9 protein-coding genes and 2 pseudogenes are annotated in these 13454 nt (G+C 67.8%); 5 read left to right on the plus strand and 6 right to left on the minus strand.

The annotated features are described in order from the left end of the window. Positions 1-2 precede the first annotated feature (2 nt). Positions 3-2954, plus strand: a complete 2952-nt coding sequence (locus ACFYZJ_RS28425; RefSeq protein WP_388572564.1) for a GTPase — start codon at positions 3-5, stop codon at positions 2952-2954. Beyond that, positions 2947-4641 carry a GTPase domain-containing protein gene (locus ACFYZJ_RS28430; protein ID WP_388572566.1) on the plus strand — a complete coding sequence of 565 codons (1695 nt, stop codon included), beginning with the start codon at positions 2947-2949 and terminating at the stop codon, positions 4639-4641. The genes ACFYZJ_RS28425 and ACFYZJ_RS28430 overlap by 8 nt, the downstream gene beginning before the upstream one ends. A gap of 62 nt (positions 4642-4703) precedes the next feature. Here the strand turns inward: ACFYZJ_RS28430 and ACFYZJ_RS28435 are convergent, their stop codons facing one another. Beyond that, positions 4704-4889, minus strand: a complete 186-nt coding sequence (locus tag ACFYZJ_RS28435; protein WP_388572567.1) for a DUF397 domain-containing protein — start codon at positions 4887-4889, stop codon at positions 4704-4706. Then, positions 4889-5773 (minus strand): annotated as a pseudogene (locus ACFYZJ_RS28440) (Scr1 family TA system antitoxin-like transcriptional regulator); the annotation flags it as partial. The pseudogene ACFYZJ_RS28440 and the gene ACFYZJ_RS28435, both read right to left, overlap by 1 nt. A 175-nt stretch (positions 5774-5948) precedes the next feature. On the opposite strand from ACFYZJ_RS28440, the gene ACFYZJ_RS28445 reads away from it, so the two are divergent. Beyond that, on the plus strand, positions 5949-6386 hold the full coding sequence (locus ACFYZJ_RS28445) for an ATP-binding protein (protein WP_388572569.1): 438 nt from the start codon (positions 5949-5951) through the stop codon (positions 6384-6386). A 257-nt stretch (positions 6387-6643) separates the two neighbouring features. Beyond that, a pseudogene (locus tag ACFYZJ_RS28450) lies at positions 6644-7826 on the plus strand (PIN-like domain-containing protein). Between the two features lie 359 nt (positions 7827-8185). On the opposite strand, the gene ACFYZJ_RS28455 reads toward ACFYZJ_RS28450, so the two are convergent. Together ACFYZJ_RS28455 and ACFYZJ_RS28460 are read right to left on the minus strand one after the other, a co-directional pair. Then, positions 8186-8413: a hypothetical protein gene (locus tag ACFYZJ_RS28455; RefSeq protein WP_388572571.1), complete on the minus strand. Its 228-nt coding sequence runs from the start codon at positions 8411-8413 to the stop codon at positions 8186-8188. Continuing rightward, positions 8410-8976: a DUF2326 domain-containing protein gene (locus ACFYZJ_RS28460; protein ID WP_388572573.1), complete on the minus strand. Its 567-nt coding sequence runs from the start codon at positions 8974-8976 to the stop codon at positions 8410-8412. Before ACFYZJ_RS28460 ends, ACFYZJ_RS28455 begins: the two co-directional genes overlap by 4 nt. Positions 8977-9009: 33 nt before the next feature. On the opposite strand from ACFYZJ_RS28460, the gene ACFYZJ_RS28465 reads away from it, so the two are divergent. Then, positions 9010-10233: a hypothetical protein gene (locus ACFYZJ_RS28465; RefSeq protein WP_388572575.1), complete on the plus strand. Its 1224-nt coding sequence runs from the start codon at positions 9010-9012 to the stop codon at positions 10231-10233. A gap of 167 nt (positions 10234-10400) precedes the next feature. On the opposite strand, the gene ACFYZJ_RS28470 is transcribed toward ACFYZJ_RS28465, so the two are convergent. Continuing rightward, positions 10401-11492, minus strand: coding sequence for an ADP-ribosylglycohydrolase family protein (locus ACFYZJ_RS28470; RefSeq protein WP_388572576.1), 1092 nt, complete (start codon positions 11490-11492; stop codon positions 10401-10403). Continuing rightward, a complete protein-coding gene (locus ACFYZJ_RS28475) occupies positions 11489-13324 on the minus strand; it encodes a DUF262 domain-containing protein (RefSeq protein WP_388572578.1) in 1836 nt (611 codons plus the stop codon). Before ACFYZJ_RS28475 ends, ACFYZJ_RS28470 begins: the two co-directional genes overlap by 4 nt. Positions 13325-13454 lie beyond the last annotated feature (130 nt).

Raw genomic sequence — 13454 nt, forward strand, 5'->3', positions numbered from 1 at the left:
TGGTGAATGACACGGCACTGAATGACACGGAGAGTCTCAGAGCTGAGGTGCTTGCCCTCCTGCTCGAACCATTGGGCGTCGACGCCACGGGCGGGTCAGCACCACTCCAGCGGCTGGCCAAGGGCGTGGAGGCGGTTGCCCAAGCATGCGGGTGTGCCGGTCTGCCACCTTCCGGGAGCACTCTCCGGTGGGTGTCCGACGCCGTGGCGTCGTGCGTCGAAGAAGGGGAACTGGTCCGTCTGGCAACGGCTCGGGGTCGGACTCTGACACCGAGCGAGGCCAGAGCCCTCCGAGAGTTGATGCGGCTCGAAGGACTGCGTTCTCATCTCCAGGCGCTCGAGGGCGTGACGACGGAGGCGCTCAGGGCAGACCTTGCGGCTGTGGCGCTCGCGGAACGGACACTGCCTGGAGTCCTTGAGCAGTGTCGTCGTGCGGATCAGGGGTGGCCGGAGGAGATCTGGCGTTCGATCTTTGAGATCGACGTCGATCGCGCAGTGACCGACTTGAGTCGCCGCCGACGTAGTCGGCAGGCGTCAGGCGCACGTGAGCTCGTGCTCAAACACAGTGTCTCCACTGCGCGGGATCTGCGGAACCAGGATCTGGTGACACTGCTTGGGAAGGTGCAGGACTTCATCGCCGCGAATGAGTCGTACGAGGCGGTTTTGTCCGTGCAACCGGAATGGTGGCGCTGGCTCGGGCCGAACGTGCCGTTCAAGTTCAGAGCGGATCGGCGTGATGCCCTGGTCTGGGCGATCGGGGCTCGCGACACCGGCGTCGTTTCGGGAGGCACTCTGGAAATGCTCGCGGACGACCGCGCGCGGGCAGTGATCGAGCATGGGCTCTCGACGGCGCTCGTGAGCCCGACCGCTTCCCTCGAAGCGCCGGCCACGAGTTCGGCCGCACGGCTCGCGACGGGGCTACTGGCGGTCGCCTCCCAGACCGACACCGACAAGCTGCGTGCTCTTGAGTCCTGGTACACGGAGAACGTCGAGTCGTTCGACCGCGTGGCCGCCGCGATGGACGCGCGACGAACCGAACCGGGTCTCGGCGAGGCCCTGGAGTCCCTGGTCGGCGAGCTCGCGCTTCCGCCCGGGGCGGTGGACGTGAGTCGCTCGGCCTACCGTGATGTCCAGTCCATCCTCCGGGCCAAGGCCGAAGCCGGCCTTCAGCGGACGTCGTACTCCTCGTACGCGATCGAGAGCGAGGATCTCGTCCGGTCCATCAGCCGTATCGGCTCGCTCGAACGCGAACTGCACGATGCCGTGCGGACCGTGACCATGGTGGGTGGCAGACTGCTTGTGGCCATCGCCGGAAGAACCAAGTCGGGGAAGACCACGCTCCGCAAGGCCCTCATGGGCGATGCGGACCGAACCGGGATCGGGCGAGGCGCACACCGCACCACACGGAAGACCTCCGCGTTCGATGTCGGCTCCGTGACCTACCTCGACACACCCGGCGTCGCTGCGAAGGACGACGACTTCGACGCCCAGCATGCCCGAGACGCGTGCGATAGCGCCGACGCCGTCATTTGGAACTACGCCGACACATTGCGCGACGAGGAGTCCGCCGAACTCCAGAGACTTCTCCTGTCGGGGAAGCCTCTGCTGGCTGTCGTCAATGTGAAGGGGCTGGTCAACACACCTGTACGCCTTGCGCTCTTCGCCGATCACCCGAACAGAGAGTTCAAGTCAGCGCCGGAGCACGCCGTCCGGATCGAACAGGTCGCCAGAGTGGTCGGGGTCGCGCCGCCCGTCATCCTCGCGGTCCACTCCGGCGCCGCGCACGAGGCGCTGTCCACGGACGATCGCGAGCTGGGAGACAAGGCCCTTCGGGCGAGCAGGCTGCCCGAGCTGGAGCGGTCCCTCCAACAGCTCCTGGCCGAGCGCGCGATTCCCCTTCGCGCCGTCCGGCTGGCCGAAGGCGTACGGGCGCCGCTCGCCGCGATCCACGACCGGCTGACCGTGGAACTCCCCCGGATCGACCTCGCGCTTGGCGAACTCGAACGCTCGGCGCCGGATGAACGGGCCGCGTTGCTCGAATCTTTCCGGACCACGGGCCGGAACACGCGCGACCGGCTCGAAGCCGAGCGGCACCGTGCCAAAGAGCGGTTGCCGGAAGTGGTTCGGGAGCTGGGCGGCGCGGATCACGCGCAGCGGTGGAGCGACTTCGTCACCGGTCTGGGTTTGGAGGCACTTGTCTCAAGTCTCGAAAACGACCTCGATCAGGAGGCACGGGAACGGGGGAAGGTTCTGCGCACGCGGGCACGCGACCCAGAGTCTCAGGACGACGAGCAGTTGGAAGTGCGGTCGCGTCCTGACGTGAAGCCCGGCAGCGTGAGCACGGCTGCTGCCAAAGGGGCGGTGACAGCCCTCTTGGGCTCCGTCGCCGCCAAGGGAATCCCCAAGAAGCTCGCTCCCCCTCCCGTGGTGGTGGCGGACTACGTACTGACGCCCCTGACCGGAGCGGCGAAAGCAGTGAGCGGCGAGGTTGAACGCCTGCGACAGGCCCGGGACGAGTGGACCGGCGAGACCACGGCCGCAGCCGAGGCCAGGATCGATGAGCTGTTCGACGGGCGAGAAGCGCAGGTGGCTCGTCTCGTCGACGACACAGCGGCTCAGGTCAATGCTCAGTTCGAAGCTCAGTCCGCGGACATCGGTCGCACGCGGGAGCGGTTCGAGCAGCTCCGCCGACTGGGGTCGGCCGTGCGCTCCGCCCTTGACGCGATCGACCTCGTACTGGTGCGCCGGCTCCTGGCCCTTGCTGGCGGTGACCCGGCGACCGTCCGCTCGGCACGTCGAACGCCAGGAGTCGAACTTCGCGTCTGGGCCGACGCGTCCAGCGTCGCGGACGTGCGGGCGTGCCTGCAGGAGCGGATCGTGGACGTCCTCACCGAGCGGATCGAGATCTGCTCTGATTCTATGAGCGGAGATGGAGATGGGACCGCGCATGACTGACGGGAGGCCGGACGCCCGCGTACTCGCGCTGAGTGCACAGGCGAAGGAGATCCTGAACGCTCACCCTCGTACCCGAGGCCTGACAGCGAGTCTGCCCGAGGCGGACACAAGCCCGCTGCGGATCGCCCTCCTGGGGCCGTACAGCGCCGGGAAGTCGATGCTCATCGCGGCACTGCGTCGACTTCCGGCGGCCGAGGTCGAAAAGCTCGTCGACGCGGCACCCAAGACGCAGGAGGCGACGCCGTATCCGTGGAACGGGCTGACGCTGGTCGACCTGCCCGGAACACTGTCCGGTAACGACGAGCATTCCGCGGCAGCCCGGCGTGGAGTGCGCGGCGCGGACGCGCTGATGATCGTGACAACAAGCGAGCTGCCGGGCGAGGCGGAGACCGAGGCGATCTTGCAAGCGCTCGATGCCGACGGGTTCGCTGACCGCAGTGTCGTCGTCGTCAACAAGATGAGCGCCGAGAACAGCGACCGCGAGGTCATCCTCGACGAGATCCGCAAACGGCTCGGGCCCTTCGCCGATCGTGTCCCGGTCATCCCGACCGACGCGCGCGACTATGTCGACGCAGGCAACGATCCCGAACTTACTGAGGAACACCGTGAGTTGCTCGTGGCGGAGAGTGGCATCGACGCCCTCACCGCCGAGTTGCGGAGAATCACGGCACCTGGTGTCGAGGGAATGCGGCCCAAGGCGCAGGCGCACGAACTCATCCGGGTTCTGGAGGACGCCGAGCAGCGGTGGGAACTGGACGGCGAGGAACTCGACGCAGCGCGGACCACGAAGAAGGCCGAGGAGTCGATCTCCCGGGCGAAGGCGGCGGTGCTGGACACCCTGGAGCGGGAGAGCGAGATCGTCGCCTCCAGGGTCAGAACGGCGGGAGGCAGAGCCGCCGACGGCGTCTCCGAGAAGAACGGCGCCGTCCCCGTCGACATCGCCACTGCCGTCACCGGGGAACTGATCGATGCCCGTACCGACTTCGACGTCAGGTTCTCCTCGTCGGTGAGGACGGCGTTCGATGCGCTGGTCGCCGAGTACGGCGATGCCGTACCCGCGCCCGAGGCCTGGGCCAACGAAGTCGACGCCCCCGAGGCGACACTGGCCGCACCCACGCAGTCACCGTACGAACGAGCCATCAGGGAAGCCGCCGAAAAGGCCGAGAAGGTGGGCGCCAAGATACTGCACGCGTTGATCGAGAAGGTCGCCGGAGAGCCGGAAGCGGCAGCCAAGATCGCGAACTGGCTCAACAAGACCCGCGCGGGCCAGAAGGTGCTCGACGCCCGCGGGAAGATCACCGACGGCGTCGACAAGTTCAAGCCCTGGGGAAGGATCAAAGCAACCAAGAAGGTCGCCGGTGCGGCCGGAAAGGTGCAGTGGGCTGTGGCGGTCATGGGCCCGTTGATGGACGTGAAGAGCATCGCGCAGGACCAGAGCAAGTGGAAGGCGCTCAAGAAGCGCCGACAGGCGCTCCGGGATCACTTCGCCGACGTGGCGCTCAGACAGCGGACCGACCTCACTGACACCGGTGAGGCGTACCTCAGCGAGTGGATCGCCGAGGTGGAGCAGTCGCTCAGCGGTCTCACGAAGCAGGGTGCGGAGATCAGCGCTGCGCGTGAAACAGCGCTGGAAGGAATCAGGAGCCTCCGCGACGAGGCAGAGAAGCTTGTCAGGCCGGGCGACTGAGACGGCGGCGGGCCGATGTCCCGGCGGCGGATGTCATCACGCGACCGCCGGGACGAACGTACTCAGGCTCCTGCCGCGAACTCCACGAACCGCGACCAGCCATCCCGGCCGACGGCGAAGTGGGGGCGTGTCACGTCCTTGGAGTCCCGTACGCAGACGGCCTGTTCGGTGACGGCGACCTCGACGCAGCTGTCACCCTGGCTGCCGCTGTAGCTGGACTTGAACCACGCCAGTTCCGTCGTGCACATAGTTCTCCTCGGAGTCGCTCCAACAGACCCCGCGAGTCCTTGGCGTTCAGGGCCTGCGAGCGCAGTGTGTCATAGCGCTGGTAGAGCAGGCTCACCTCTTTCGGGTCGGAGATCAGGCGGCCGTTCTGCTGTCCTTCGGAGTACGCCAGCCGCTGCCCCTTCGGAGTCTCCAGAAGCTGCAATGGACCATCGAGGCAGGCGTGCAACCCAGCCTCCAACGGCACGATCTGCAGCGTCACATTGCGCGGCGCGCTCAGCTCCAGTACATGGTCGAACAGCTCCCGCATCAGCTCCGTGTCCCCGAACCGCCGCCGGAAGACGTGCTCTTCGACGATGAAGCTGAACGGCGTCGTCGGCCGCTCGAAGAGCATCCGTTGCCGCTCCATCCGCCGGGCCATGAAGTCTTCCAGCTGATCGTCCGGCGCCACCGGTACGGTGCCCTCGAACACGGCCCGCGCATACCCCTCCGACTGCAACAACCCCGGCACCAAACGACATTCATACGTACACAGGCTCTCCGCCACCCGCTCCAACTTGGCCCACTGCCGAAACCACGCCGCCAGCCCCACATCCCCCCGCCCCCGCGTCACGTACCGCGACGACTTCCGCAGCGCCCCGGTGTTCCCGAGGAGTTCCTCCGACCGCACCACGTACGACTCGTCGGGCATCCGCCGCCCCAGCTCCACCGACTCCACGGTGTGCTTGGAGAAGCGCACCAGGTCCGCGAACTCGGCCCTGCTGTACCCCGCGTGCTCGCGCAGCGCCTGCTGGACGGCTCCCCAGGTCCGCAGACTGTCCGAGGGGTCGGGCTCACGATCCGGCTCACGGCCGACCGCCTCCCCGTCGCCGCAGCCCTCGGCCATGATGTCGATGCCGCCCGTCATACGCGGCCACCTCCCGTTCCGTACACGTGACACGCACTGTCCGTCGCTCCACACCCGACAGCACCCAGCGTGACGGAGGACCCCGCGTACCGTCCACAGAATGTGTCCGTACGCTGACGCACCGTACGGGCGTCATTCCTGGAACGCGCCCCCGTACGCCCGCCACATTGGCTCCATGAGCGCAACCCTCCCCCAACCCCCCAGCACGGTAGCTACGTTCGCCCAGCTCCTGTCCTCCACCCGCCGAGGAGCCCGCCTCGCGCGCCTCCTCGCCACCACCCAGCTCCGCGCCTGGGACCTGTCACCAGAAGTGACCGAGCGAGCGGAGCAGATCGTCGCCGAACTCGCCGCCAACGCGGCCCTGCACGGCCGCGTCCAGGGCCGCGACTTCCGGCTCGCCCTCACCCTCGACGCCACGACCGGCCTCCTCCGCATCGCCGTGACCGACGCAAAGGGCGGGCAGCTCCCCGTCGTACCCACCGTCTCGGCGACGTACGGCGAGACGGGCCGCGGTCTACTCCTGGTCAGCACACTGGCCGACCGCTGGGGCACCGAACCTCATCCGCCGGGCGGCAAGACCGTTTGGGCCGAGGTGAGTCACCGGCCCAGTTGACGAGAAATCTCCCGATCAACAGGCTGGCCAGAGTGCCCGTTCACTGCCCCTGGTCCCCTTCTACGCGCTACGGTCCCAGAAGGCGAACACGAGGGGGCGGGACGGTACGCCCCTCGGACGCGGCATACGGCGATGACGGGGGCGCAGTGACAGAGGACACGACGGCCGGGGCGGACAACCGAGGCCTCTTCGACGACTTCGGCGCCTTCCGGACCCCGACCACCGACGACTTCACCTCCGTACTGACCCACGGTCTGGTGGCCCCCGACGCCAACGTCCTGCTGAACCTCTACCGCTACACCGAGCAGGCGCGGGGCGACCTGCTGCGTGCGCTCGGCGCCGTGGAGGACCGGTTGTGGGTGCCTCACCAGGTTCTCGTGGAGTTCTGGCGGAACCGTGAGAGCACCCTCAGCGACGCACGGTCCTCCGGTGCGCAGGCCGCCGAGGACATGGCCGGTCACGCGGCCCAGGCGGAGCGCACCCTGCGCACCTGGGCCAATCGCGTGGCCCTGCCGGAAGAGGAGACCGACCGTCTGCGCAGTCAGCTGAACGAGGTCTTCGACGACGTGCAGGACGCGATCGTCAAGGTCGGCGAGGGTGAGGTGGCAGAACATCACCCACGACACGAGCTCCGATCCGGTCATCGCGGAACTGGAGCCCGCGCTCGCCGGCCGGGTCGGTGCTCCACTGAGTCAGCAGGACCACGACAAGGCGATCGCGGAGGGTATGCGGCGTGTCGAGAAGCGGCTGCCTCCGGGCTACATGGACAAGACGAAGGACGGCGTGGGAGCCGCCGCCGACTATCTCGTGTGGGAGCAGATCCTCCGGGAAGCCGGCCGTCGCAAGTGTGACGTGCTGTTCGTGACAGCGGACGTCAAGGAGGACTGGTGGCGTAAGGAGCAGGGTTTCAACCGCGGCCCTCGGCCGGAACTGACCGAGGAGCTCAGGACCCGGGGCGGCGGGCGGCTCTTCATGCTTACGCCCAAGCGGTTCCTTGAAGTCGCCGCGCCGATCCTGGAGTTCGGTCTCCGGGAGGGGTCCGTCGAGGACATCGAACGTGTCGAACGGATCGGGATCGACGACGGAGCCTACGGCGGCTGGACGACCGACGCGCTCCAGGAACTCTTCGACCGGTTGACCTACGAGAATTACGAGGACAGGGTCGCCGTCATCAAGTACGCCGCCGAGATGGACGGTGTCGCGGACGCCAAGAGCGTTTACGATATCTGTCACTACCCCGAGGGTCGCTCCCTCAGAGGCTTCACGAAGCCGGTCACCCGCATCACCGGCCTGCTGCGAAGCCTGGGCAAGATCCCGGAGTCGGCCGTCCAGGTCCTGAAGGCCGAATACGACGCGGGCCCCGGCCGCGCGTCCGGCTTCTCCGTCCACCCGCTCCTCGTACCGCTCGTCAACGAGCTGGGAGACGAGGGCGAGTCGTGACCGCCGACGGGGCATCACGCGGCGCGTAGGCGGCCGGCGAAGCCACGTTCCTACTCTCCCGTGCCATGCCTCATGCAGCGGCGCTGGAGATGCTCTCTCCGATCCTGTCGAGCCACCCGTACATACCGGCCATTGAGCAACAGAGCGATATGATTTTGCTCCACGGTCTCGCGCGGCGGCTGCGGCCACGAGCTCGCCGCGGAAGTGCGACCCGAGTTCAGCGACGGCACTTCTCCCCGCTGGCCAGTGTGCGGCGAGTGACTGACCAGCCACCCGTCAGCCATCGCCCACATCACCACAAACGGCTCCAGGAGCCCGCCGTCCCTTGACGGGTCAGCGCCGGAGCCCTGCGGTGGCGACTACGTCGGCCGATACACGGCCTGGCCCGGGTCCGGCCTCACGATCAGACCGTCCTGGGCGAGCTCACGCAGGTTGCGGCGGGCCTCCTTCCCCGCGGCATCGTCGTCCGCCGGCCGGTATCCGGCGACTCGCAGGGCCAGTACGGCACGTTCGGTGTCCCAGGTGCCTCCCAGCGCCTGGATCATCACGGCGAGCGCCTGCTTGTGCGTCAGCGGCTTCTCGGTCATCTCACCCTCCCCTTCCGAAAACCGCCACAGCATGACACACGGCGGCAGGGTTCCCGCTGGCCGGACCAGTTCAGAAGCGGATACCGAAGAGACCGCCTTCCTCGCTCGCGTCCGTCAGCCGTGGGGCAATGAAGCGTTCCTTGACGCTGGAGCCGCGCTGGACAGCCTTGGAAAGTCGTCGGAGTTGAGGCTACCGGGTACTGCATGTACTCCTCCTCGGCGGTCTCGGCCGCCATCGTGAGCGCGGCGGCCATCTGCCGGTCGTCGACGCCGTCGAAGGGGTGGCTGTGGTGCGCCAGGAAGTTGGGGTCAGGTCCCTGGCAGCGGGCGTTGATCGCGACCGTGAGGTCGAGCCAGAAGATCACCGCCTGGGGCACGGAGCCGTACCCGCCCCCTCCGGCAAGACCGTCTGGGCGACGGTCGACCTGCGTGCGTTCGACAGCAGGTGGGATCCGGCCAATCAGACGGCCGACACCGGCAACAGTGGCCGAAGGCTTTGAGCGACGGCACCGGATCGGCTTACGCTCCGACGACGGATCATGTCGTGGCCCGGTCACACCCATCACTCACCCCGTAAGTCGACAGGAGCGCGTCCCTTGCCCTTCCCGCCCGGTGACATGGTCGCCGCCTTCGGCAGGCACCTGCACTTCAAGAGCTTGGAACAGGCCCTGGTCGACCGGCATCCCGAGGTGGCCGACCGGGTGCGCTTCGACGACACGAGCCGCCTGATGCATCTGAAGGTCACGCTGTCCACCGGACGCTCGGTCGCCCTGGCCCAGGTGCGCATGGGGTACAGCACGGTCTGGTGTGTGATGGGTCCGGAGCTGGACAGCGAACCGTCTGTGTGGCCGCTGGATACACCCGACGAGGTACTCGTCGACGCCCTGCATGCCGTGGCCTCGGCACGGATCACCGGCCAGGCGGTTTCCTCGCCGTGGCGCTGGAACGAGAGCGAACCGTCCGACCTGACCGAGCTGGCCGACCTCCTGGACGCTCGGGGCCTGCGGGTGCGGCGGGTGGCGGCGGGCAACCGCTGGTTCGCTTCCGGCCCCCGCCACGCTGCGAAACTCGACATCGCGGGTGGAGACGACGGCTGCTTCGTCGAAGCCGAGTTCCCCGACGCGTTTGTCCGCGTGTCGCTCAAGCCCGCGCTCGGCTGGTTGGTCGACGTGTACGTCCCTGAGGTCGAGGCATGGGGCCGTGTTGACCTGGGCTGGAACCTGTGGAGTAGAACGCTGCCCGGGCCGGGGGTGCCTCGTGCGGACGCCTCGGTGGCGGAGATCGTCGACGTGCTGGGCAGAGGTCTGAAGGCCTGGGACCTGGAGGTGAGCGGCGGGCCGGCCGAGAAGGACGTATCCGATTGGATGGAAGACCTCGGCGTTGGTCCCGACGAACTCGTCGAGGGCTCCGCACCGGTGGACGGACGAGGCTCGCTCGGCCCTCTGCAGCTCACCGAAACGGTTCTCGACCAGCTCACGTCATACGGCTTCGGTGATCTCGAAGAAGGCGATGCCGAAACCCCGATGCGGTCGCAGACCTTCCACATCGAATGGCACAACCGGGCCAAGAACCTCTCCACTCCGGAGGTGCAGCGGCTGAACGGCCTGGCCGCCGCGGCCGGTGAGTACGTGCCCAAGCGACTCATCGTGATCACGACGGCCGGGATCAGCCGCCCGGCGGCGGACTTCGCCGACACGGCCAAGGCGCTCGTCTTCTGGGCGGACCGGACGACCGGCAAACTCATGGGCTTGAACTCACGAGCCCGTGAAGCCCAGTTGCCCGACACCAACCCGGCCGAGCAGGATCTGGAACCCTGGTAGGCCCGTCCTCCTGACGATTCCTGTTCTCGTCAGCGCAACAGGTCCTCTGTCTTAGCTGGCCGCTGGCTGCAGTGACCCGTATTCGCCGAACAGGGCAGGACCGTGAGGGCGGACATCACCCTCGCCCCGCGCGGAACGAGTCCGTCCGCCGCGTGAGGAGACGGACGTCACCAGCCGGGATAGCGGTCCCACCAGTGCGGGTCCCACGCTGGGACGTACTCGCTTCCGCTGGGCGAGTCCTCGAGCTCCATCACCAGGTCACGGGCCAGCGTGTCGAGGACCCAGGCCAGTTCGTGGCGGCTGATCAGGTCGACGGGAAGTGCCTCGCCCCCGTGCACCGCACCGAGCAGCGCACCGGTCACACAGGCGACGGACTCACCGTCCGGAGCGCGCGCCGCGAACTCCAAGGCGGCGCGCAGGTCGGCACGGTCGGGGAATGAGGCCGCCACGTAGAGGCCGCCGAGCAGCGCCGACGGTGCCGAAGGATTCGGTGCGAGCTGTGCCAGCCGTGCCGCGTTCGCCGGCTCGTCGACGGCGTGCCGGAATGTCGCGAGGAGACTCCGGTGCTCGTCGTCGGTGATGGGCTGCCCGGCGGACGGGAGGGCGGCGATACCGTCGTGCAGCGCGTCCCGGGCGGAGGCACCCCGTTCCCGAGACGAGTGGGTCAGACAGTGGTGGGCCAGCACGGCCGCATGGACAGTGGCGGCCTGGGCGGCCGCGTCGCCGTGCGTGAGAGCGGCGACCGCCCCGGCCTGGGCGATCCCACCGATGCCCGTGACTGCGATCGGAAGGCCCCTGGTGAGTGCGTGACAGCCCCTGCTCGGGGTGGCCATCCGCTCCTGCCTCTGGTCGATTCGGGACAAGGCGGTCACCGTCGCCGGTGCGCTTCCGCGCCGCTCGGCCAGTGCCGGCACACCCGCGAGCCAGCCGTCGGGCCACGTCGGCTGACCGGAGGGGTTCCAGCGGCGCCGCATCTTCTCCGCCTCGATGCCCTGCAGGAAGGCCCACCGGCAGTAGGCGTGCAGGACGACTCCGGGCGCGTAGCAGATGCCTTTGTGGTTTCCGCGTACCTGTGCGCGGATGACGCCCTCGGCGGTGAAGCAGGCCAGTTGCGTACTGACACCGCCTCGCAGCGGGCCGCTGTCCGGCAGTCTGCCCCGTGCACCGCCCAGGGTCTCGCCGAGCGCCAGGCCAAGCATCATCCCGCGCACCCGGGACTGCCTTCTGACGAGTTCCCTCGGGTCGTGGCGCTCGTTCACAGCCCTTCGTTCCCCGGATCGGGTGCGTCGTCCGGCATGGCGGCCGACGCATCCGGTGTGCCGACGGGCTGCTCCCCGGAAGCCGCCACCCCCAGGAGGGCGGAGAGGCGCTGACGCATGCGCGCACGGCGTGCCTCGTAGAACTCCAGGAACCCGGTCACATCCTCGGGCAGGCCGGTGGTGTCGTACTCCCTCAGCCAGCTCTCGCGCGCGGCATCTGAGTCGAAGTGCTTCCGGAGCCAGGCGGCCGGCAGGTCGGCCTGCTTCGCGATGTTCTCGGGTCCCCTCAGCAGTTGCAGGTTCGCCGCTCTGTCGACGCGGTCCTCGACGAGCGACAGCGCGTCGTCGGAGAGGCCGGCCGCCCGCAGCTTGGTCCGTGACCGCAGGAGGCTGCGCGGGAAGATGTGGTCCTCGTGGAAGTGGTCCCTGGTGTCGACACCCGGGTAGAGCATCGCGAGCATCGGGAACAGCCGCTTCGATCCGTACTTCAGATCCAGCAGGTCGTCGATCTCGCTGGGCTCGAAGCGGAGCGATTTGCCCTGCCGGGCCATCTCACGTTCGACGGCCTCGGTCGGCCACCCCTGTCCGCCCTCCTTCTCCAGGGTCGTGCGCAGACCGGTGAGCAGCCGGTCCAGGCCACTGCCCCACACGCCGGACTTCATCAGTGAGCGTTGGAGCCAGCGGCGGATCGCCGAACGGTCGTCCCTGAACGCCTCCGAGGTGCGGTAGTTGTCCCCGAGGCCTCGGCGGTGGAGGTAGTAAGCCAGAGGGATGACCGCGCTGTTGGCCGTGAGGGTGACGCCGGAGAAACCGAAGTCGGCGAGCAGGGCCACGCCGAGGCGCAACGCGTTCTCGATCTCGGTCCAGTGCTTCTCCAGGTTGGTCATGGTGTCGCGATCGAAGTTGTCGACCTTGAAGCGGATGTCGCCCTTACCCAGCAGTACCAGTCCGGTCTTGAGGACCAGGTCCTTGCCGAAGGCGAAGCCCTGCCCGAGCCCGTTGAGTTCGTCGACGAGCCTGTGGATGGTCTCGCGCGCGTCGTGCTCGACCCACTGGGCGGTGGCCACCGAGAGAAGGAGGTCGGAGTAGGAGAGGACGGCGCCTCCCGAGTTGACCCGGATGAAGATGTTGAGGACCTTGTCCAGCTCCTGCGCTTCCTCGAGGAAGAAGTTCACCATCGGGGTGACGTGGACGACCTCGTGGAGTCTGGTGAGCACGTCGCCGGCGGTGGCGTTGTCCGCGACCCCGTGCTGCTGAAGCGTGCGAATGACGTCCCCGACAGTGCGTGCTTCGCGCATGTCCTGAACGCGGTACCACCGGGCGTGGCCGCTCTCGGTGCCGGCCTCGGCTTCTTCCTGGGTGAGGAACCGGAAATCGTACTCGACCCCCAGGTCGTCGTCCTGGCCGCGGTGCAGCAGGTTCAGGTAGAGGAGCTTTTTCGGGTACGCGAGCGGGTTGTTCGCCCACATGCGCGGAAGCTTCGCCGTGAACGACCCGCACAGACCGATGTTGAGCGCTGTCAGTCGCTGCTGGCCGTCCAGGATCGCCGTGATGGCCCGGCTGCCCAGCGGACCGGTCGGCGCGCAGTGGGCGTTGTCGCGCTCGTGGTAGTCGCGCATGAAGTCGTAGAAGGCGAAACGGCCGGAATTACCCTCATTGACCTGCCACATGAGGAATGAGCCGATGGGATAGCCACGCATCAGGCTGTCATACAGCCGCGTGATTTTGTCGCGCCCCCAGACGAACTCACGCTGAATCGCCGGCAACACGTACTCGCGACGATGGATCTTCTCCAACGCGCTGGCGATCGTGATGGGCGTCTGGAATGACATGCGTCCCCCCACTGGACTCAGGCTTCACACACACCGTAGCGTCCGAAGTCAGGGCCTCGCAGCGCGTGGTGACGCTGAGGCCACCGCCGGTTCCCAGCGGTACCCCTCGCGCGTTTCGCCGTACGGACGC

The sequence above is a fragment of the Streptomyces sp. NPDC001848 genome (genome assembly GCF_042891915.1).
GTDB lineage: Bacteria > Actinomycetota > Actinomycetes > Streptomycetales > Streptomycetaceae > Streptomyces.